Below are 18,652 nucleotides of genomic sequence, written 5' to 3'. Positions count from 1 at the left end.
GCCGGTCAGGGCGAGATGATGTCGAGTTTTCGTGTAGTAGCTGCGATGGCCTTTGGCATCGCGGGTCAGCAAACGTAGCCCGTTCACCAGCGCAAGAATCTTACGGGCGCGCGCGCAACCCCGGCAAGCATCGCGTCGTTCGCAGGGTTCAGTCCTTCACCTACAGCCAGATGCTGGATCGTGGTCGCAAATGGTGCAATGCGCAATTACGTTGTTCTCTCGCTCTGCCTTGCCGCCGCATGCAGTACCGCCGTTGCAGATGAACTCAAGCTCCCCGTCGAAAGCGGGGAAAAAGGCACTGTGTACGTCAGCCCCAACGTGACCTCTACCGAGGACTCGCTCAACAGCAAGGGCGCGAAGGTGGGCGTGGAGCGTCCCGACGGGGGCAAGACTTTCGCGGGAACGGATACCTCAGGTCCGCGGCCGACCTATTCGGCAGGCGGGGAGACGGGCGGCAAGACTTCGTTCTCGGCCGAAGGCTTCTCCGACGGCAAGAACAACACAGGCGCCAAGGCCGGCGTGAAGATCAAGTATTGAGCCCAGGCTACTTCTTGATCTCCTTGACCGCGTCGAGCATCTTCTCGACATGCTTGAATGGATTCAGGCTCTGGTAGTAAGACACCACTGAGCCATTCGGCGCAATCACGTACGAGATGCGATTAGCGTAGTCCGGTCGCGTCTGCATGACCGCATCGAACGACTTGGTGATGTTCTTGCTCTCGTCCGAAGCCACTGGAAACTTGCCCTGGCAGGCCTGGTTGGAGAACTTCGACAGCGTCTCGATGTCGTCGGTCGACACGCCGATCACCGTCGCATTCAGTGCGGCAAACTGTTCCATGGCATCGGCAAAGGCATGCGCCTCGATCGAGCAGCCCACCGAAAACGCCGCCGGAAAGAAATACACCACCACCGGCCCCTTGGCCAGCGCTTCTTGCAGCGAGTAGGTGAAGGGCTTGCCGGCCAACGCGGCCGGTGTGGTGAATGGCGCCACTTTCTGCCCCACATCCAGGGCCGCGACGGCTGGCCCCGCGGACCCGAATGCGAGCATCATCGGCACCCAGGCAAGTAACCGGTTGAATCGGAACGTCATGGTCAATTCCTTCAAACAGATGCGCGCCATCTTATTCCGCCGCCTGCTTCGTCGCTGCCTCGGGGCCGTGCTGGCAATGGGGCTGGCGGGGGCGCTCACGGCCTGCGGCACGCTGCCGGAGCGCAGTGCGACTCCGCAGAACGCCGCGCTCGCGCCAAGCGCCGACACCGTACTCGCAAGAATCGTCGCCGCATCGACGCCTCCAGGCGAGCATTCCGGCTTTCGCCTGATGCCGCTGGGCGTCTTCTCGCTCGATGCGCGCATCCAGCTCGCCCGGCGTGCCCAACACTCGCTCGACCTGCAGTACTACGTGCTGGAGAACGACGGCGCCGGAGGATTGCTGCTGCGCTCGCTGAAGGAGGCCGCCTTGCGCGGCGTGCGCGTGCGGCTGCTCGTCGACGACCTCTACACGGAGTACACGGACCAGCTACTGCTGGCACTGTCGACCACGCCGAACATCGAGGTGCGGCTGTTCAACCCGTTCTGCTGTGCGCGCGGCGGCCTTGCGGGCCGGTTCGCCGCCTCGGCGTTCGACATACCGCGGCTCAACCACCGCATGCACAACAAGCTATTCATTGCGGACGGCGTGATGGCGGTGTTGGGCGGACGCAATATTGCCGATGAATATTTCGTGCTAAACGATGCGACCAACTTCGTCGACATGGACGCCCTCGCGGTCGGCAAGATCGTTCCGCAGCTCGAGGGCATCTACGACGCGTACTGGAACAGCGATGTTGTCTACCCGATCGCCGACATCGTCAAGCCGCAGCGTGGCCATGCCGCGATGGTCGAGGATTTCGACAGGCGTGTCGGCATGCGCGCCCGGCCGCCCAAGGTGGTGCTGCCCGCGACGGACGTGCTCGGCTATGGTCCGATCGGCGAAGAACTCGACGGGGGCCGCATCGGCCTGCTGTGGGGGCCTGCCAACGCGGTATCCGATCCGCCCACGAAGCTGCGCTACATGTCCGAGGACGAGGCGCTGGCCACCAGCGTCACCATGCGCTTCTGGACGCAACTGCTCACTGCCGAGAACGAGGTGCTGCTGACCTCGCCCTACCTGGTGCCGGGAGAGAAGGGCATGGAAGCCTTCGAGTCGTTGCGCGAGCGCGACGTGAGCGTCACCCTGCTGACCAACTCGCTCGCGGCAAATGACGAGCCGCTGGTGCACAGCGGCTATTCGCGCTATCGCCAACGGCTGCTGGCGTCCGGCTGCGACCTCTATGAGCTGAGTCCTGCACGCACCACCAAGAACGAGCGCCTCGGCATGTTCGGCAAGTCGCTGGGCCGGTTGCATGCCAAGACTGCGGTGGTCGACAAGCGCAAGCTGTACCTCGGCTCCGTCAATCTCGACCCGCGCTCTGCCACGGAGAACACCGAGCTCGGCATCATGGTCGACAGCCCGCAGCTTGCGCGCGAAATGCTGCGCATCATCAACATCAGCAAGCTGGAGAGCGCTTATCGCCTGCGGCTGCTGGCCAACAAGAGCACGATCGAGTGGCTCACCATGGACGAAGACAAGGAAGTGATCCTGCATTACGAGCCTGAATCGACCTGGCTGCAGCGCTTCAAGATCCGGGTCGTCGGGCCACTGGTGCCGGAGAGTTTGCTGTAGCACACGGTCAGCGGTGTGCTGCGCCACACCCGGCGGTTACTCGATTACCTGCGAGGCCTGCAGCATGACCGAGGGCGGCACAATCAGCCCGATTTCGCGCGCCGACCGGGCGTTGATGACGAAGTCGAACGCGGTTGGTTGCTGGACGGGGATATCGGCCGGCTTCGCGCCCCTCAGAATCTTGTCGACGTAGGCCGCGGCCCGATAGCTCATGTCGATCAGGTCTGCCGCGTAGGTGAACAGTCCGCCAAGCGCCGGATACCCCAGGTTCGTGTACATCGCCGGAATGCGATGGCGTTGTGCAAGCCCGATGATTTCCGCGCGTCTCGGGTAGAACCAGGCATCCGGCAAGAGCACCACGGTCTCCATGTCGTCCTGGCGCATGGCAGCGAACGCTCGCGGCAAATCGCTCGTCTCTTGAACCGCGTACGTTCGGGGCTCCAGGTGGAGCGTGAGTGCCGCTTCCCGGGTTGCGCGCAGGTAGTCGGCCTGAAGCGGATTGGCCAGGTTGCCCAGCACGGCGAGGCGGGAAGAATGAGGCAATGCCTCGCGCAGCAGTTGCACGCGCTTCGCGATCAGGTCGTGGCTGACATTGGAGATGCCCGTCGAATAGCCGCCCGGGTGGCTGAGTGATTCCACGAACCCGAGTTGCACCGGGTCGGGGACATCCACGAAGACGATCGGAATCGTCGGCGCAGCCTGGCGCACGGCACGCACCGTCTGCGGGAGGGCCCACACCGCGAAGAGGGCGGGCTTGCTGCCTAGCATCTCTGCGACAAGACGCGGTAAATCGGAGTAGTCGATGACGCACCGGGAATCGACGCCTGCAAGCGGGTCGTAACCCAGATCGGTGAGCCCTCTGCGAAAGGCGTCGCCCGCGGGGACGGTATTGCAGCCGGGCTGGCCTGGAACCAGCGTGGCGATATGGACCACTTTCAGGGCGCCGCCGCGAGTGGGCGCGAGCGTGTCGGCAATCACCACGTCGATCGACGAGATCAATCCAGCCAGAACGAACCGCCGTCGCCTGATCATTGCTTCGCCTTCGGAGTTGCTGCACGACAGTAACGCGCGGCAATGGCAAGCGCAATGGTCATGTCGGCCGGCGAGCCACCGGCATGGCGGCGCCGTTTCAGCGCATCTTCATCTGTGCCGGGTCGTAGAAGAACTCTTCCTCGGCAATCCGGTCGCCTTCCCAACGTTGCCAGGCGAGTTCCTCGATGTGCATGCTGCGTCCATCCTTGCCGGTGAAGTCGAAGATCCAGCGAATGACGACGTGGTCGCCATTCACCAGCACAGGCCGCACGCACCTTGAAAACACGGAGGCCGTGCGTTCCTTCGCCGCGGTCTCGTTGGCGATCAGCGCCGGCCGGCCGCGACGCGGCTCGGCCTGGTTTTCGCGCATGCTCGCGTTCTCGGTGTAGAAGTCCTCCACGGCCTTCACGTGGTCGCCGCCTTCGACTGCGGCGATGAAAGCCTCGAGCCGCGCGGCGCTGGGCATGTTCAGGACTTGATCTTGACTTCGACGCGTCGCGCCTCGGCCGCCGGACCATCGGCCTGGCTTTGCTCGGGCTTTGTCAGCTCGACCTTGTCGGCCGGGGCGCCGGCCGCCTTCAGGGCTTCAGCCACGGCTTCGGCGCGTTGCTTGGCCAGTTCCGCATTCTTGGCCGGGTCGCCGCTGGCGTCGTGGTAGCCGCTCACCAGCGCAATGCTGCCGCTCTGTACGGCTTTCACCACGTCGGCCAGAGATTCCTTCGCGTTCGGCGCGACGTCGGTCTTGCCGGTCGCGAAGTAGAACTTCACGATGCCTTTTTCGATCTTGATCATCGCGTCTTCACTCGCCCCCGGGGCTGGTGCGATCACAGGCGCCGGCGTGGCCGGCACTGCAGCCGCCTTGACGCCATGAACCTGCACCACCAGCGGCACGATCAGCAGCGCGACGATGTTGATGATCTTGATCAACGGATTGACGGCCGGGCCGGCGGTGTCCTTGTAGGGGTCGCCCACGGTGTCGCCCGTCACGGCGGCCTTGTGTGCCTCGCTGCCCTTGCCGCCGTGGTGGCCGTCCTCGATGTACTTCTTGGCGTTGTCCCATGCACCGCCGCCGGTACACATGCTGATGGCGACGAAGAGGCCGGTCACGATGGTCCCCATCAGCAGGCCGCCCAGCGCCTTCGGCCCGAGCAGCAGGCCGACCAGGATCGGCACCACCACGGGCAGCAGCGACGGAATCATCATTTCCTTGATCGCCGCGCCGGTCAGCATGCTCACGGCCTTGCCGTACTCAGGCTTGCCGGTGCCTTCCATGATGCCCTTGATGTCGCGGAACTGGCGGCGCACTTCCTCGACCACCGCGCCGGCGGCGCGGCCCACGGCTTCCATCGCCATCGCACCGAAGAGATAGGGGATCAGCCCGCCGATGAACAGGCCGACGATCACCATCGGGTCGCTCAGGTTGAAGTCGATCGCCTGGCCGAAGCCTTCGAGCTTGTGCGTGTAGTCGGCAAACAGCACCAGCGATGCAAGGCCGGCAGAACCGATGGCATAGCCCTTGGTCACGGCCTTGGTCGTGTTGCCCACGGCGTCCAGCGGATCGGTCACGGCGCGCACGCTGTCCGGCAGTTCGCTCATCTCGGCAATGCCGCCGGCGTTGTCGGTGATGGGGCCGTAGGCGTCGAGCGCGACCACGATGCCGGCCATGCTCAGCATCGACGTGGCAGCCACCGCGATGCCGAAGAGACCAGCCAGCGAATACGACGCCAGGATCGCGATGCAGACAAAGATCACTGGCCACGCCGTCGAACGCATCGACACGCCGAGGCCCGCGATGATGTTGGTGCCGTGGCCAGTGGTCGAAGCTTGCGCAATGTGCTGAACCGGCTTGTATTGCGTGCCGGTGTAGTACTCGGTGATCCACACCAGCGCAGCCGTCAGTGCGAGGCCCACGAAACACGCGCCGAACAGCTTGAGTTGGCTGCCGCTCGCGGCGATCGCATTGTCGGGAATGAGCCAGCTCGTGACGAACCAGAAGGCGATCAGGGACAGGATGCCCGCCACCGCCAAGCCCTTGTAGAGCGCCGGCATCACGTTGACCATGCCCGGCGAGGCCTTGACGAAGAAGCAACCGATGATCGACGCGATGATCGACACGCCGCCCAGCGCCAGCGGGTACATGACGGCGTTCATTGGCGCAGCGGTCACCATCAATGCACCGAGCACCATGGTCGCGATCAGCGTCACCGCATAGGTCTCGAACAAGTCGGCCGCCATGCCGGCGCAGTCACCCACGTTGTCGCCCACGTTGTCGGCGATCACGGCCGGATTGCGCGGATCATCTTCCGGAATTCCGGCTTCGACCTTGCCCACCAGGTCGGCGCCGACGTCGGCACCCTTGGTGAAGATGCCGCCGCCAAGCCGCGCAAAGATCGAGATCAGCGAAGAGCCGAAGGCAAAGCCGATCAGCGGGTTGAGCACACTCGCCAGGCTCTTGCCCGCGACGGGATTGCCCCCGCCCAGGAACCAGAAGAATGCCGAGACGCCCAGCAGCCCGAGCCCGACCACCAGCATGCCGGTGATCGCGCCGCCCCTGAACGCCACATCCAGCGCCGGGCCGATGCCCTTCGTCGCGGCCTGGGCCGTGCGCACATTGGCGCGCACCGACACATTCATGCCGATGAAGCCGCAGGCACCCGACAGCACCGCGCCGATGATGAAGCCGACGGCCGTGGTCAGGTCGAGGAACACGGCGATGAGCACCGCCAGGACCACGCCAACGATCGCGATGGTCGTGTATTGCTTCGCGAGGTAGGCCGATGCGCCTTGCTGGATTGCCGCGGCGATTTCCTGCATTCGCGCGTTGCCGGCGTCTTTGGCGAGGATCCAACTGCGGGCCCAGAAGCCATAGGCTACGGCCACAAGGCCGCAGACCATGGCGAGTATCAGGGGGGTGTTGCCGATCATGCTTTGCTTTCTCCAGGAGTTCGTGGGGACTGGTGGAGACGGAAAGCCCAAGCCCTGCGCGCAACACGTACGGGCCTGAGCTTCCGCCGCGTTGCTTCCTCGAAGCCTCCCGCAAAAAATGGGAGGCCGATTGGCCAACAGAGCCAATTTACAGTGAAAAGTCGCATTCCGTATGACTTGGTGGTGAGGCGAGTCTTAAACTCCGGGTTTTTCCGAGTCCGTGCTGTTTCATCCAATCAACCAACAAAGACATGTCATTCGATAAAGTTTCTCCTGGGAAGAACCTTCCTGACGCCTTCAACGTGGTCATCGAGATCCCGATGAACGCCGATCCGGTCAAGTACGAAGTGGACAAGGAATCGGGTGCGATCTTCGTGGACCGTTTCATGACCACGTCGATGCACTATCCCGCCAACTACGGCTATGTGCCGCAAACGCTGAGCGGCGACGGCGATCCGGTCGACGTGCTGGTGATCTCGCCCTACGCGCTGATGCCCGGTGTGGTCTGCCCCTGCCGTCCGCTGGGCATCCTGATGATGGAAGACGAGGCCGGCGTCGACGGCAAGGTGCTGGCCGTTCCCACCGACAAGGTGCTGCCGATCTACAGCCACTGGAAGTCGATCGACGACGTGAATGCGATGCGCCTGAAGACCATCGCCCACTTCTTCGAGCACTACAAGGACCTGGAAGCCGGCAAGTGGGTCAAGATCCTGGGCTGGAAGGGCCTCGACGAAGCCCGGAAAGAAGTCGTGGACGGCGTCGCCAACTACAACAAGGCCAAGGGCTGATCCCTCCATAGCGGATCACGACAAGAAAAGCGCCGGCCCCGGCGCTTTTTTATTTCTCGACACCGTTTGGTGTGGCGCCGACTGGCCGAGTCCCAAGCACCTCGGGCAGACAGTCGTCGCGCTTCGGCCTGTTGCCGAGCCGGTCAAGCCGCCCTGAAAGGACTTCGCTCGTCGAGGTGTTCCAGGTAATTGGCGATGCCTTCGCCCTCGCGCTCGAGGAAGCGTTCGACCGCGTCCGCGAACGACGGATGCGCCAGCCAGTGCGCGCTGGTGGTCTTCACGGGCATCAGCGCGCGGGCCATCTTGTGCTCGCCTTGCGCGCCGCCTTCGAAGCGCTGCACCCCATGCGCGATGCACCACTGCAGCGGTTGGTAATAGCATGCCTCGAAGTGCAGGCAATCCACGCGCTCCAGTGCACCCCAGTAGCGGCCATAGGCCACTTCGGGTCCGCGGCCCCCATCGATGCGCGGCTTGTCGTCCGAGAGCGCTATCAAGCTCGTCGCAATTGGATGCCCGCCGCGCTCGGCGACAAACAGCAGCCATGCGTCGGGCATGTTGTCGGCCATTCGCTGGAAGAAGTCCCGCTTGAGGTAGGGCGGATTGCCGTGCTCGCGGTACGTGCGGGCATAGCAGCGGTAGAAGAAATCCCAGTCGTCCGGAGAGATGTCGGCGCCGCGGGCCCATCGAAAAGTCACGCCGGCGTCCGCCACCTTGCGGCGCTCCTGGCGAATCTTCTTGCGCTTGTCGTGGGAGAGGCTGGCGAGGAAGGCATCGAAGTTCAGGTAATGCGCATTCGACCAATGGAATTGAACGGTGTGGCGCAGCATCAGCCCGGCATCGGTGCAAGCGGCAATGTCTTCGTCGGCTCCGAACAGCAAATGCAACGACGACAGTCCGGCTTGCTTGCACCACTGCACGAGTCCTTGCGCGAGCAATGCCCTGCTCGCCGAATCTCGTGCAAGCAGCCGTGCACCCGGAACGGGCGTGAACGGCACCGCCGCGACGGCTTTCGGGTAATAGGCCAAGCCGTGCTGCTCATAGGCATTGGCCCAGGCCCAGTCGAACACGTATTCGCCGTACGAGTGGTCCTTGATATAGACCGGGCATGCGCCGGTCAGGCGTTCGCCTTGCCACAGCGTCACGAACGACGCAGTCCATCCACTTGTCGGCACGGCGCTTCCGCTCTCGTGCATCGCATGCAGGTATTCGTGCCGCATGAAGGGGCTTGGATCGGCTTGCAGTGCGAGCAACTCATTCCAGGCGGCCGCGTCGATCTCCGAAGGCGCATGGTGAATGCGCAGAATGGCGTCGTCAGTCACATGGCGCTTCGTCACAATTTGCGTGCGCCCAGGTATTCGGCAATCCAGATCCCGCCCAGCACCAATGCGAGCGCGACCGCGTGGAAGGTCGAGAGCGGCTCGCCCAACACCAGCACCGCGAGCAGCGGTCCGAAGATCGGCACCAGGTTCAGGAACACCCCGGCCCGTGCCGGCCCGATCAGCGTCACGGCGCGAATGAATGTGAGCTGCGAGATGTATGACGGAAACGTCCCGATGAAAAGGATCAGCAACAAGCCCTTCACCGTCGGCACCGTGAAGTTGCCCATCGCCATTTCGGCCGCCAGCAGTGGCAGCGACACGATGCTCGCCACTGCGGCGGTGGCCGCAAAGAACACGATCGACGGCACCGCCGGCCGCCGCCGCAAGCCGAGCGCATAGAAGGTATAGAGCAGGCAGGCGATCAATATCCAGACGTCGCCCACATTGAACTGGAACTGGGCCAGCCGCTCCAGATGCCCCTGCGACGCGACCACTGCAATGCCGGCAAGCGTCAGCGTCACGCCAACGACTTGCAGCGCCCTGATCCGGGTGCGGTAGAGGTACAGGCTGCCAACCAGCACGAACACTGGAATCGTGCCCTGGATGATTGCAATGTTGATCGCGGTGGTGTGATGCGCGGCGGTGTAGAAAAGGGCGTTGAAGCCGGTAAATCCCAGCGTGCCCATCAAGGCGATGAAGCGCCAGTGCGGGATCAGCGCGCGCCAGTGCGTGGCAATATCGCTGCGCGAAGTCAGGCCCAGCGCCACGCAACAAACGACCCAGCGCGCGGAGGTCACCAGCATCGGCGAGGCTTCTCCTACCGCGAGGCGGGCCGCCACTGCGTTGGCACCCCAGATCAGCGTGGTGAACACCAGCAGCAGCCAGGCTTGGCCGTTGACCCACTGGACCAGCGTCGCATAGACCGAAGCAGGGCGGGTAACGGGAGGACTTGCACTCATCGACCCGAAGCCTAACAGTGCGCGAATGACATAATCGGCCGCCCCCTTTTCCGAAACCGCCGGGAGAACCTCCGCAATGAAACAGATCACTGCCATCGTCAAACCCTTCAAGCTCGAAGATGTGCGCGAGGCGCTGGCAACCGTCGGTGTAACCGGCCTGACGGTCACCGAAGTCAAGGGCTTCGGCCGCCAGAAGGGTCACACCGAGTTGTATCGCGGTGCGGAGTACGTCGTCGATTTCCTGCCGAAGATGAAGGTCGAGGTGGTCGTGAACACCGACGACGTCGAGCGCTGCATCGAAGCCATCGTGAGCGCCGCGCGCACCGGCAAGATTGGCGACGGCAAGATCTTCGTCACCAACGTCGAGCGAATCGTCCGGATCCGCACCGGCGAGCTGGACGAAGCGGCGATCTGATTTCGCCGCCGCTGGCTACAGCACCTGGGCCAGCTTGTCGCCGCTCGGGTGGCGGCGCGCTTCTTCCAGCAGTTCTCCCAGCAGCGTGGCCGGCTCCGTGCCGCTGCGCACCAGGCTCATCTGCCAGTCGCCCATGAAGCCTTCGCGCACGCTTTGCGCGAGGAACGCGAGCATGGTGTCGTAGTAGCCCGCGGTGTTGAGAACGCCAACCGGTTTGTCATGGTAGCCAAGCTGGCGCCAGGTCCAGATTTCGAAAAGCTCCTCGAACGTGCCGATGCCGCCGGCCAACGCCACGAATGCATTGGCGCGTTCGCCCATCATCGCCTTGCGTTCGTGCATCGTCTCGACGACGTGTAGCTCGTCGCAGAGCGGGTTGGCCAGTTCCTTGTCGACCAACGCCTTGGGAATAATGCCGACCACCCGGCCACCGGCCGCGCGTGTGGCTTCGGCGACAGTGCCCATCAGGCCCGTGCGGCCGCCGCCGTAGACAAGCTGCCCGCCGCACTCGCCGATCCAGCGGCCGACAGACTGCGCTGCGAGGGTATGTTCGGGACGCTCGCCGGATCGGGAGCCGCAATAGACGCAAATCGAAAAATCAGGGTTCATGCCCCGATCATGCCGCGTTCAACTCAGGAATCGGCTGCACAGCGCGGCGAGCCAGATCCCGCCCGCTAGCAGCAGGGCCAGCAACACCGCCGCGCTGCCCATGTCTTTCGCCCGCTTCGACAGGTCGTGCCATTCAGGCCCGATACGGTCGATGGCCGCTTCCACGGCGGTATTGAGCAGTTCCACGATCATCACCACCACCACGCTTCCGGCCAGCAGCGCGACTTCGACCCAGGTGCGGCCAAGCCAGACCGCCAGCGGAACGAGCACGATCGCGGCGAGCACCTCTTGCCGGAACGCGGTCTCGCCCCAGCCCGCGCGCAGGCCGTTCACCGAAATCAACGTCGCGTGGAAAAGCCGCGTCAGGCCGCTGCGGTTTTTTTGAGGGTTGACGGCCGGGTCGGGCAGGCTCATCGACGGCTCATCGGCTGGGAGGGGATCAGGCGCGTGCCGGCCCAGGCGTCGTGCCAGAACTGCTTTTCGGGGTGGAATCGCGCCAGCATCGCCCAAACGGCGACCCAGCCGGCCAGCAGCAGTACCGATTCGCCGCCCGACACCTTGAAAGGCGCCATGGCGGCCAATGGCGGCAGAAACCAGATCCAACTCAGCAGATAGCGCACCAGGGCGCGGCCTTGCTTCAGCGGCTGGCCATGACGATCGACCATGCGCAGGCCCCAGGTCTTCATCGCGAGCGTCTGGCCGTGAATCCAGAACCAGACGAAATACACGCCAAACACGACGAACAGGAAGGCCTGAAGCAGGTGCCGGCGCTGGTCCATCGCGTCACGCATTTGCCCGAGCGTGCTGAACAGCCAACCAGACACGAAGACGACGGCGAACAGCAGCATGCCCTCATAGGTCCAGCAGGCCATGCGACGCCAAAGGCCCGGGGCGGTGAAATCAGGCAGCGGTGGCGTCGATGGGGTGGCGGAGCTTGCGGAGTCGGAATGGGTGGTGGCGCCAGCGTTCATGGGCCCGGCGCCGGGTCAAGGCGCGGAGGAAGGTTGCTCGGTTGTGCGGACCGGCGGAATCGTAGCAGGCGCCGCAGGCGCGGGAACCTGGGCTTCGGCGGAAGCCGGCACGGGTGTGCCGGCTTCCGCCGCAGGAGTCGCAGGGACGGCTGTTGCGATCGGAGCCGGCGGTGCCGCCGCGGTCGCGGCAGCCGCAGGCGCTGTCGGAGGTGGCGCAAGCTGGATGCGCGGACTGTGCGCGCCCTTGCCGAGCATTGCAGTCGATGGCGGCACCGGCGCCAGCTTTTTTTCCGGGACCGGTCGCACCGGCAGGGCGGCGCTGGGTTGGCGTACGCGCGCGCGTTCAGCCAGGTCGCGCTTTTCTTCTTCGCTGAGCGCCTGGTATGCCTCCCACTTGGCCTTTCGCTCGTCCACCGGCAAGCGGTTGACTTCGGCGAAGTTCAGCCGGGCCAGGGCGCGCTCGTGCGCACTCAACGTGACCCATTCGCTCATCCGGCTGTGCAGCGTCGCCTGATCTTCGGGTTTCATGGATTCGAAATTGCGCGAGATCGCCAGCCATTTGCTCTTCTGGAAGCCGCTGATGGTGTCCCATTGCGACGCCAAGGGCTTTAGAGCGGCCTGCTGGTCAGCCGACAGGCTGGCCCAAAGCGGCTTCGACGGTACGGCAGGCTTTGCATTGGCCTCGGCTGGCGCAGCGGGGGCGCCGGGCTGGGCGGCGGCCGGCGCTGCCTGCAGAAATGCCAACGCTGCAATCATGGCTGCGAGAAGCGAACTGCCCCAAACGACTGCGCCCGACGGTTGCGGGCGCAGCGGTGTGCGCGCGGATGCGCAAAAGGCGGGGCGTTGGAGCATGCGGTCAGTGTGGCGAAAATTCAACGTGAAGCGGTGTCGCCGGCGTCGGTCTTGAGGAACTGCGCAAAGCCCGGATCGGTAAACGCAGCAGGCGGAAGGTCGTCGGTCAGCAGGGCGGCATCGACTTCGGCCATGTCGTTGACGCGGTTCTCGTCCTGCACGATGCTGATCGTGATCAATCCGATCACGAGCGCGATCAACGGCACCACGGCGCCCACGCGCGTCCACCATCCCCCACCCAGCGTGGCTGCCCCACCTGAAGTCATGACCACCTGCGCAGGGCGGAGGGCCGGGGCGATCTTGCGTCGGGCGACTGCCTGCTGGCGCGCCACACGCAGGCGCTCTCCAATGTCGTGCGGGAGATCGGCGTTGCCGGCTGACAGACGAGCCGTTACGCGGCGGGCGAATTGCTCTTCAACAGCGGCGGAAGTTTGCGAAAGTGTTACGTTCATAGCGAAATACCTTTGGCCTTGAGCGCTTTGCCCAGGGCATGAACGGCGCGCGAACAATGGGTTTTGACGCTGCCTTCCGAGCAGCCCATCGCGGCGGCTGTTTCGGCAACGTCCATTTCCTCCCAGTAACGCATTAGAAACGCCTCGCGTTGACGCGCCGGCAGCGCGGCAACCTCCTCTTCGATGGCATGAAAAATCTGGGCACGGCGGGTTGTGTCCTCGGCACTCTCGGTTTCGCGGGAATCTGCAGGCGACCTGAAGTTTCCCAGCAGATCGAATTCGCCGTCGTCATCAGGGGCTTCGAAGTCACTCAGGTTCGAAAAAAGCGCCCGGCGGGTCTTTTGGCGACGGAACCAGTCGAGCGTGCAATTCGACAGAATGCGCTGGAACAGCATCGGCAGTTCATCAGCCGGCTTGTCGCCATAGTGTTCGGCCAGCTTCATCATGCTGTCTTGCACGATGTCGAGTGCCGCTTCCTCATCGCGCACGTGATAGATCGAGCGCTTGAAGGCGCGCTTTTCGACGCTTTTGAGGAAATCGGAGAGTTCTTTTTCGGTAGCCAAACGGGGGTCGACGCGGTGAGGCGCTGCGTGGGGTGTCTCTTGGAGGCGTTATGTTTTGGACGGCGCGAATTATCGCATCGGCCGTTTTGGTCAGGATTCGGCCTTTGGAGGTGTCATAATCGAAGTCGCACGTCAAAACGCAAACGGGTCACGGTCCGGCGGAGCATCCAGTCCGCTCATGGCTTTGGCCTCAAGTCCCGACGCGACCTCACAAGGGTTGGCAAGGGGCACCCAAGGTTTTTCGTTCCCGAAAATCACAAAAGGTTCATCATGGAAATCACCAAATCGGAACTCGTTTCCGCAGCAGCCGCATCCTCGGGGATGGGCAACCAAACACAAGAACTCATGGGCGCTGAAGTGCTGGTCAAGGCACTGCAGGCCGAGAACGTCCAGTACATCTGGGGCTACCCGGGCGGCGCGGTTCTCTACATCTACGACGCGCTCTACAAGCAGGACACCATGCAGCACGTGCTGGTCCGGCATGAGCAGGCGGCGGTCCATGCGGCAGACGGCTATGCCCGCGCCACCGGTGAAGTCGGCGTGGCGCTGGTCACCTCCGGCCCCGGCCTGACCAACGCAGTCACAGGTATCGCGACGGCGTACATGGACTCGATCCCGATGGTCATCATTTCGGGGCAGGTGCCGACCGCCGCCATTGGACTCGACGCGTTCCAGGAATGCGACACCGTCGGCATCACGCGTCCCATCGTCAAGCACAATTTCCTCGTCAAGGACGTGAAGGATCTGGCCCTGACGATGAAAAAGGCCTTCCACATTGCCCGTAGCGGGCGTCCGGGCCCGGTGGTCGTGGACGTGCCGAAGGACGTGTCCTTCAAGAAGACGCCTTATGCCGGCTATCCGGAAAAGCTTGAAATGCGCTCGTACAACCCCGTGCGCAAGGGCCATGGCGGGCAAATCCGCAAGGCGTTGCAGTTGCTGCTCAATGCCAAGCGGCCCTATATCTATACGGGCGGTGGCGTTCTGCTGAGCAACGCCACCAACGAGCTGCGCACGCTGGTCGACATGTTGGGCTATCCGGTCACGAATACGCTGATGGGCTTGGGTGCCTACCCGGCAAGCGACCGCAAGTTCCTGGGCATGCTGGGCATGCACGGCACGATCGAGGCCAACAACGCGATGCAGACGTGCGACGTGCTGCTGGCCGTCGGTGCGCGTTTTGACGACCGTGTGATCGGCAACCCGAAGCACTTCGCCCAGAACGAACGCAAGATCATCCACATCGACATCGACCCGTCGAGCATCTCCAAGCGCGTGAAGGTCGACATTCCGATCGTCGGCGACGTGAAGGATGTGCTCACCGAACTGATCTCGATGATCCGCGAAAGCACCACCAGGCCAGACGCCGGTGCGCTGGCTGACTGGTGGAAGACCATCGAAGCCTGGCGCAGCAAGGACTGCCTGGCCTACGACCGCGGCAACAAGGACGTGATCAAGCCGCAGTACGTGGTGGAAACGCTCTGGAACATGACGAAGGACGCCGATACCTACATCACGTCCGACGTCGGCCAGCACCAGATGTGGGCTGCGCAGTACTACCGCTTCGACGAGCCGCGTCGCTGGATCAACTCCGGCGGCCTTGGCACCATGGGCGTGGGCATTCCCTACGCCATGGGCATCAAGCTCGCGAAGCCCGATTCGGAAGTGTTCACCATCACCGGCGAAGGCTCGGTGCAAATGTGCATCCAGGAACTTTCCACCTGCCTGCAATACAACACGCCAATCAAGATCGTGTCGCTGAACAACCGTTACCTCGGCATGGTGCGGCAGTGGCAGGAGATCGAATACTCCGGCCGCTACAGCCACAGCTATATGGATGCGCTGCCCAACTTCGTGAAGCTCGCGGAAGCCTATGGTCACGTCGGCATGCTGATCGAACGTCCGCAGGACGTGGAGCCGGCGCTGCGCGAAGCACGCAAGCTCAAGGATCGGACCGTGTTCATGGATTTCCGCACCGACCCCACCGAGAACGTTTTCCCGATGGTGAAGGCCGGCATGGGCATCACGGAAATGCTGCTGGGTTCCGAAGACCTGTAAAGAGACCACCGGCCGGCTCGCCAGGCGAGTCGGCATCCTGTTCAACCTGATCCAGACGAATCTATTGGCTGCCGAGCCTCGCGGTTACCGCTGCGAGGGGAGGGCACCGAAAAGAGGAGTCTTCCGCTTATGAAACACATCATTGCCGTGCTGCTCGAAAACGAGCCCGGCGCACTCTCCCGCGTGGTGGGCCTGTTTTCGGCCCGTGGCTACAACATTGAATCGTTGACGGTCGCCCCGACCGAAGATTCGAGCCTGTCGCGCATGACCATCGTCACCACCGGTTCCGATGAAGTCATCGAGCAGATCACCAAGCATCTCAACCGCCTGATCGAAGTCGTGAAGGTCGTCGACCTGACCGAAGGCTCCTACACCGAGCGGGAGCTGATGATGGTGAAAGTGCGCGCCGTCGGCAAGGAGCGCGAGGAAATGATGCGCATGGCCGAGATCTTCCGCGGCCGCATCATCGACGTCACCGACAAGAGCTACACCATCGAGCTCACCGGTGACCATGGCAAGAACGACGCATTCCTGGAGGCGATCGAGCGCAGCGCGATCCTCGAGACGGTGCGCACCGGCGCCAGCGGCATCGGCCGCGGCGAGCGCATCCTGCGCGTCTGAATTCCACGAATCCAGTTTCAACACACACCCCGAATCAACGAAGGAGCAATTCATGAAGGTTTATTACGACAAGGACGCGGATCTGAGCCTGATCAAGGGCAAGACCGTCGCCATCATCGGGTACGGCTCGCAAGGCCATGCCCACGCACAGAACCTGAATGACAGCGGCGTGAAGGTCGTGGTCGGCCTGCGCAAGGGCGGCGCTTCCTGGCCCAAGGTCGAGAAGGCCGGCCTGAAGGTCGCCGAAGTCGCAGACGCCGTGAAATCGGCCGACGTGGTCATGATCCTGCTGCCCGACGAGCAGATCGCCAACGTCTACAAGAACGATGTCGCGCCGAACATCAAGGAAGGCGCATCGCTCGTCTTCGCGCACGGCTTCAACGTGCACTACGGCTTCGTGCAGCCGCGCGCCGACCTCGACGTCTGGATGGTCGCCCCCAAGGCCCCGGGCCACACGGTTCGCAACACCTACACCCAGGGCGGCGGCGTGCCCCACCTCGTGGCCGTGCACCAGGACAAGTCCGGCAAGGCCCGTGACCTGGCCCTGAGCTACGCCACCGCCAACGGCGGCGGCAAGGCCGGCATCATCGAGACCAACTTCCGCGAAGAAACCGAGACCGACCTGTTCGGCGAACAAGCCGTGCTGTGCGGCGGTACCGTCGAGCTGATCAAGGCCGGCTTCGAGACGCTGGTGGAAGCCGGCTACGCGCCCGAGATGGCGTACTTCGAATGCCTGCACGAGCTCAAGCTGATCGTCGACCTGATCTATGAAGGCGGCATCGCCAACATGAACTACTCGATCTCGAACAACGCCGAATACGGCGAGTACGTCACCGGCCCGCGCATCGTGACCGAAGAGACCAAGAAGGTCATGAGGCAGGTGCTGAAGGACATCCAGACTGGCGAATACGCCAAGAGCTTCGTGCTCGAAAACGCCGGCGGCGCACCGACGCTGATCAGCCGCCGCCGCCTGAACGCCGAGCACCAGATCGAGGTCGTCGGTGACAAGCTGCGCGCGATGATGCCCTGGATCAAGAAGAACAAGCTGGTCGACCAGACCCGCAACTGATCGCCCCTGCGACCACAGGAGGCCACCCCGCGGGTGGCCTTTTTTCTTGGTCCTTCAGGGTTTGGAGTGGGTCGCCTGGGGAAATTCGAGCGGCTGCAACCGACATGAAACTGCCCAATCGCACCTTCGTGAATTCCCTCGATGCCTCGGAAAGCGAGCGCTGGTGCGGGTTCCGGTCTGGCGGGGCTGTTTGTGCCTCCAAGCGACCGGAACTGCCGCGGCGTTTTGACCCACTGGAAAGTCCGAAGGACCTTTTTCTTTAGAGGCGCACGAGACTGCCTGAACTACACTGCCGACAATGCGAATCCAACCCTGTCCTGCTATGAATCCGATAGCTGAATGCGCCCAACTCACGTGCGCTGGAGGCCGATTTGATGCATGACGACACCGTGCCTGACGCGGTCCTGCCGCGCAAGCGCCGCAAGGGCATCTACATCCTTCCCAATCTGTTCACGCTGGCCGCGTTGTTCGGTGGCTTCTATTCGATCGTCATGGCGATGAATTCGCGCTTCGACCTGGCGGCGATGGGCGTAGGGGCCGCGATGATCCTGGACAGCCTGGACGGTCGCGTGGCCCGCATGACCAACACCCAGAGCGCGTTTGGCGAGCAAATGGATTCGCTGTCCGACATGGTGTCCTTCGGCGCCGCGCCGGCGCTGATTGCCTACGAATGGTCGCTCAAGGGGCTGGGCCGATGGGGCTGGATCGCCGCCTTTGTCTACTGCGCCTGCGCAGCCCTTCGGTTGGCGCGGTTCAATGTCAACACCGGCGTGGTCGACAAGCGGTGGTTCCAGGGGCTGCCGTCGCCTGCGGCCGCTGCCCTGGTGGCCGGATTCATCTGGCTTATCACCGAGTCCGGACGGCGGGGCGGCGAAGTGTTGTTCCTGACGTGGAACCAGATCACGTGGATCACCTTCGCCTTCACGCTCTACGCGGGATTGACGATGGTGACCAACGTGCCGTTCTACAGCTTCAAGGACATCCAGATGAAGAAGAGCGTGCCGTTCGCAGTGATGGTGCTGATTGCGCTGGGTATCGCGATCATCAACATCGATCCGCCGACGGTGTTGTTCGGTGTGTTCGTGGCCTACGGATTGAGCGGCTATGTGGTCTATGCATGGCGCAAGGCCAAGGGTCATCCGGTGAGCGTGATCAGCACCTCGACCGATGAGCCGGACGAACGCGGCCTGCACAACTGATTGCCAGGCGCTCTCGCTCTGCTACACTCGCTCTCTTCATGCAAAAGATTTCGCTGGCCCTACTACTGATCCCCTTCGGGCGGAGACGGTAGCGCACGCGCAAACCTTTTTTCACGGCCCGTTC

At 63.3% G+C, this 18,652-nt stretch carries 20 protein-coding genes; 8 read left to right on the top strand and 12 right to left on the bottom strand.

Annotation, left to right across the window (positions count from 1 at the left end; all coding sequences use genetic code 11):
• The first annotated feature begins 198 nt into the window (after positions 1–198).
• Positions 199–537, top strand: coding sequence for a hypothetical protein (locus WKW80_RS05415; protein ID WP_340362525.1), 339 nt, complete (start codon positions 199–201; stop codon positions 535–537).
• A gap of 7 nt (positions 538–544) precedes the next feature.
• Here the strand turns inward: WKW80_RS05415 and WKW80_RS05410 are convergent, their stop codons facing one another.
• Positions 545–1,090, bottom strand: a complete 546-nt coding sequence (locus tag WKW80_RS05410) for a peroxiredoxin (protein WP_340362524.1) — start codon at positions 1,088–1,090, stop codon at positions 545–547.
• On the opposite strand from WKW80_RS05410, the gene WKW80_RS05405 reads away from it, so the two are divergent.
• Positions 1,089–2,702 (top strand): phospholipase D family protein, encoded by a 1,614-nt coding sequence (locus tag WKW80_RS05405; RefSeq protein ID WP_340362523.1) that lies wholly within the window; start codon positions 1,089–1,091, stop codon positions 2,700–2,702. The genes WKW80_RS05410 and WKW80_RS05405 overlap by 2 nt on opposite strands.
• Before the next feature lie 36 nt (positions 2,703–2,738).
• On the opposite strand, the gene WKW80_RS05400 is transcribed toward WKW80_RS05405, so the two are convergent.
• The 3 genes from WKW80_RS05400 to WKW80_RS05390 form a co-directional block, all read right to left on the bottom strand.
• A complete protein-coding gene (locus tag WKW80_RS05400; protein WP_340362522.1) occupies positions 2,739–3,734 on the bottom strand; it encodes an ABC transporter substrate-binding protein in 996 nt (331 codons plus the stop codon).
• Between the two features lie 97 nt (positions 3,735–3,831).
• Complete coding sequence (locus WKW80_RS05395; protein WP_340362521.1) at positions 3,832–4,200, bottom strand: nuclear transport factor 2 family protein; 369 nt, start codon at positions 4,198–4,200, stop codon at positions 3,832–3,834.
• A 2-nt stretch (positions 4,201–4,202) separates the two neighbouring features.
• The gene (locus tag WKW80_RS05390) at positions 4,203–6,659 is read right to left on the bottom strand and encodes a sodium-translocating pyrophosphatase (RefSeq protein ID WP_340362520.1); all 2,457 of its coding nucleotides are present in this window, start codon (positions 6,657–6,659) and stop codon (positions 4,203–4,205) included.
• Between the two features lie 251 nt (positions 6,660–6,910).
• On the opposite strand from WKW80_RS05390, the gene ppa reads away from it, so the two are divergent.
• The gene (gene ppa / locus WKW80_RS05385; protein WP_340362519.1) at positions 6,911–7,447 is read left to right on the top strand and encodes an inorganic diphosphatase; all 537 of its coding nucleotides are present in this window, start codon (positions 6,911–6,913) and stop codon (positions 7,445–7,447) included.
• Between the two features lie 143 nt (positions 7,448–7,590).
• Here the strand turns inward: ppa and WKW80_RS05380 are convergent, their stop codons facing one another.
• The gene (locus WKW80_RS05380; RefSeq protein ID WP_340362518.1) at positions 7,591–8,766 is read right to left on the bottom strand and encodes a GNAT family N-acetyltransferase; all 1,176 of its coding nucleotides are present in this window, start codon (positions 8,764–8,766) and stop codon (positions 7,591–7,593) included.
• 11 nt (positions 8,767–8,777) lie between these two features.
• Positions 8,778–9,725 carry a DMT family transporter gene (locus WKW80_RS05375; protein ID WP_340362517.1) on the bottom strand — a complete coding sequence of 316 codons (948 nt, stop codon included), beginning with the start codon at positions 9,723–9,725 and terminating at the stop codon, positions 8,778–8,780.
• A gap of 76 nt (positions 9,726–9,801) precedes the next feature.
• On the opposite strand from WKW80_RS05375, the gene WKW80_RS05370 reads away from it, so the two are divergent.
• Complete coding sequence (locus WKW80_RS05370; RefSeq protein WP_340362516.1) at positions 9,802–10,140, top strand: P-II family nitrogen regulator; 339 nt, start codon at positions 9,802–9,804, stop codon at positions 10,138–10,140.
• Positions 10,141–10,155: 15 nt separating this feature from the next.
• On the opposite strand, the gene WKW80_RS05365 is transcribed toward WKW80_RS05370, so the two are convergent.
• The 6 genes from WKW80_RS05365 to WKW80_RS05340 form a co-directional block, all read right to left on the bottom strand.
• Complete coding sequence (locus WKW80_RS05365; protein WP_340362515.1) at positions 10,156–10,746, bottom strand: LOG family protein; 591 nt, start codon at positions 10,744–10,746, stop codon at positions 10,156–10,158.
• An 18-nt stretch (positions 10,747–10,764) separates the two neighbouring features.
• Positions 10,765–11,160 (bottom strand): diacylglycerol kinase, encoded by a 396-nt coding sequence (locus tag WKW80_RS05360; RefSeq protein ID WP_340362514.1) that lies wholly within the window; start codon positions 11,158–11,160, stop codon positions 10,765–10,767.
• A complete protein-coding gene (locus WKW80_RS05355; protein WP_422822859.1) occupies positions 11,157–11,618 on the bottom strand; it encodes an RDD family protein in 462 nt (153 codons plus the stop codon). Before WKW80_RS05355 ends, WKW80_RS05360 begins: the two co-directional genes overlap by 4 nt.
• A 114-nt stretch (positions 11,619–11,732) precedes the next feature.
• A complete protein-coding gene (locus tag WKW80_RS05350) occupies positions 11,733–12,569 on the bottom strand; it encodes a DUF3106 domain-containing protein (RefSeq protein ID WP_340362512.1) in 837 nt (278 codons plus the stop codon).
• A gap of 20 nt (positions 12,570–12,589) precedes the next feature.
• Entirely contained in the window at positions 12,590–13,021 is a 432-nt protein-coding gene (locus WKW80_RS05345) for a DUF3619 family protein (protein WP_340362511.1), read from the bottom strand.
• Positions 13,018–13,584: an RNA polymerase sigma factor gene (locus WKW80_RS05340; RefSeq protein ID WP_340362510.1), complete on the bottom strand. Its 567-nt coding sequence runs from the start codon at positions 13,582–13,584 to the stop codon at positions 13,018–13,020. The genes WKW80_RS05345 and WKW80_RS05340 overlap by 4 nt, the downstream gene beginning before the upstream one ends.
• Before the next feature lie 270 nt (positions 13,585–13,854).
• Between WKW80_RS05340 and WKW80_RS05335 the strand changes: the two genes are divergently transcribed.
• From WKW80_RS05335 to pssA, 4 genes are all read left to right on the top strand, one after another.
• Complete coding sequence (locus tag WKW80_RS05335; RefSeq protein ID WP_340362509.1) at positions 13,855–15,639, top strand: acetolactate synthase 3 catalytic subunit; 1,785 nt, start codon at positions 13,855–13,857, stop codon at positions 15,637–15,639.
• 129 nt (positions 15,640–15,768) lie between these two features.
• On the top strand, positions 15,769–16,260 hold the full coding sequence (gene ilvN, locus WKW80_RS05330) for an acetolactate synthase small subunit (RefSeq protein ID WP_340362508.1): 492 nt from the start codon (positions 15,769–15,771) through the stop codon (positions 16,258–16,260).
• 52 nt (positions 16,261–16,312) lie between these two features.
• The gene (ilvC, locus tag WKW80_RS05325; RefSeq protein WP_340362507.1) at positions 16,313–17,329 is read left to right on the top strand and encodes a ketol-acid reductoisomerase; all 1,017 of its coding nucleotides are present in this window, start codon (positions 16,313–16,315) and stop codon (positions 17,327–17,329) included.
• A gap of 374 nt (positions 17,330–17,703) precedes the next feature.
• Entirely contained in the window at positions 17,704–18,528 is an 825-nt protein-coding gene (gene pssA / locus WKW80_RS05320; RefSeq protein ID WP_340362506.1) for a CDP-diacylglycerol--serine O-phosphatidyltransferase, read from the top strand.
• The last annotated feature ends 124 nt before the right edge of the window (positions 18,529–18,652 follow it).

The organism is Variovorax humicola (assembly GCF_037889915.1).
GTDB lineage: Bacteria > Pseudomonadota > Gammaproteobacteria > Burkholderiales > Burkholderiaceae_C > Variovorax > Variovorax humicola.
The sequence above is the reverse complement of the archived record's forward strand: the minus strand, read 5'-3'. Positions and strand labels throughout refer to the sequence as shown.

Excerpts from the sequence above, each read along its gene's own strand:
- ilvN (WP_340362508.1), top strand. The coding sequence starts at position 15,769 with ATGAAACACATCATTGCCGTGCTGCTCGAAAACGAGCCCGGCGCACTC.
- WKW80_RS05375 (WP_340362517.1), bottom strand. The coding sequence starts at position 9,725 with ATGAGTGCAAGTCCTCCCGTTACCCGCCCTGCTTCGGTCTATGCGACG.
- WKW80_RS05370 (WP_340362516.1), top strand. The coding sequence starts at position 9,802 with ATGAAACAGATCACTGCCATCGTCAAACCCTTCAAGCTCGAAGATGTG.
- WKW80_RS05345 (WP_340362511.1), bottom strand. The coding sequence starts at position 13,021 with ATGAACGTAACACTTTCGCAAACTTCCGCCGCTGTTGAAGAGCAATTC.
- WKW80_RS05335 (WP_340362509.1), top strand. The coding sequence starts at position 13,855 with ATGGAAATCACCAAATCGGAACTCGTTTCCGCAGCAGCCGCATCCTCG.
- WKW80_RS05395 (WP_340362521.1), bottom strand. The coding sequence starts at position 4,200 with ATGCCCAGCGCCGCGCGGCTCGAGGCTTTCATCGCCGCAGTCGAAGGC.
- ilvC (WP_340362507.1), top strand. The coding sequence starts at position 16,313 with ATGAAGGTTTATTACGACAAGGACGCGGATCTGAGCCTGATCAAGGGC.
- WKW80_RS05410 (WP_340362524.1), bottom strand. The coding sequence starts at position 1,090 with ATGACGTTCCGATTCAACCGGTTACTTGCCTGGGTGCCGATGATGCTC.
- WKW80_RS05400 (WP_340362522.1), bottom strand. The coding sequence starts at position 3,734 with ATGATCAGGCGACGGCGGTTCGTTCTGGCTGGATTGATCTCGTCGATC.
- WKW80_RS05390 (WP_340362520.1), bottom strand. The coding sequence starts at position 6,659 with ATGATCGGCAACACCCCCCTGATACTCGCCATGGTCTGCGGCCTTGTG.
- pssA (WP_340362506.1), top strand. The coding sequence starts at position 17,704 with ATGCATGACGACACCGTGCCTGACGCGGTCCTGCCGCGCAAGCGCCGC.
- WKW80_RS05360 (WP_340362514.1), bottom strand. The coding sequence starts at position 11,160 with ATGAGCCTGCCCGACCCGGCCGTCAACCCTCAAAAAAACCGCAGCGGC.
- ppa (WP_340362519.1), top strand. The coding sequence starts at position 6,911 with ATGTCATTCGATAAAGTTTCTCCTGGGAAGAACCTTCCTGACGCCTTC.
- WKW80_RS05355 (WP_422822859.1), bottom strand. The coding sequence starts at position 11,618 with ATGGCCTGCTGGACCTATGAGGGCATGCTGCTGTTCGCCGTCGTCTTC.
- WKW80_RS05415 (WP_340362525.1), top strand. The coding sequence starts at position 199 with ATGCGCAATTACGTTGTTCTCTCGCTCTGCCTTGCCGCCGCATGCAGT.
- WKW80_RS05405 (WP_340362523.1), top strand. The coding sequence starts at position 1,089 with ATGGTCAATTCCTTCAAACAGATGCGCGCCATCTTATTCCGCCGCCTG.
- WKW80_RS05365 (WP_340362515.1), bottom strand. The coding sequence starts at position 10,746 with ATGAACCCTGATTTTTCGATTTGCGTCTATTGCGGCTCCCGATCCGGC.
- WKW80_RS05350 (WP_340362512.1), bottom strand. The coding sequence starts at position 12,569 with ATGCTCCAACGCCCCGCCTTTTGCGCATCCGCGCGCACACCGCTGCGC.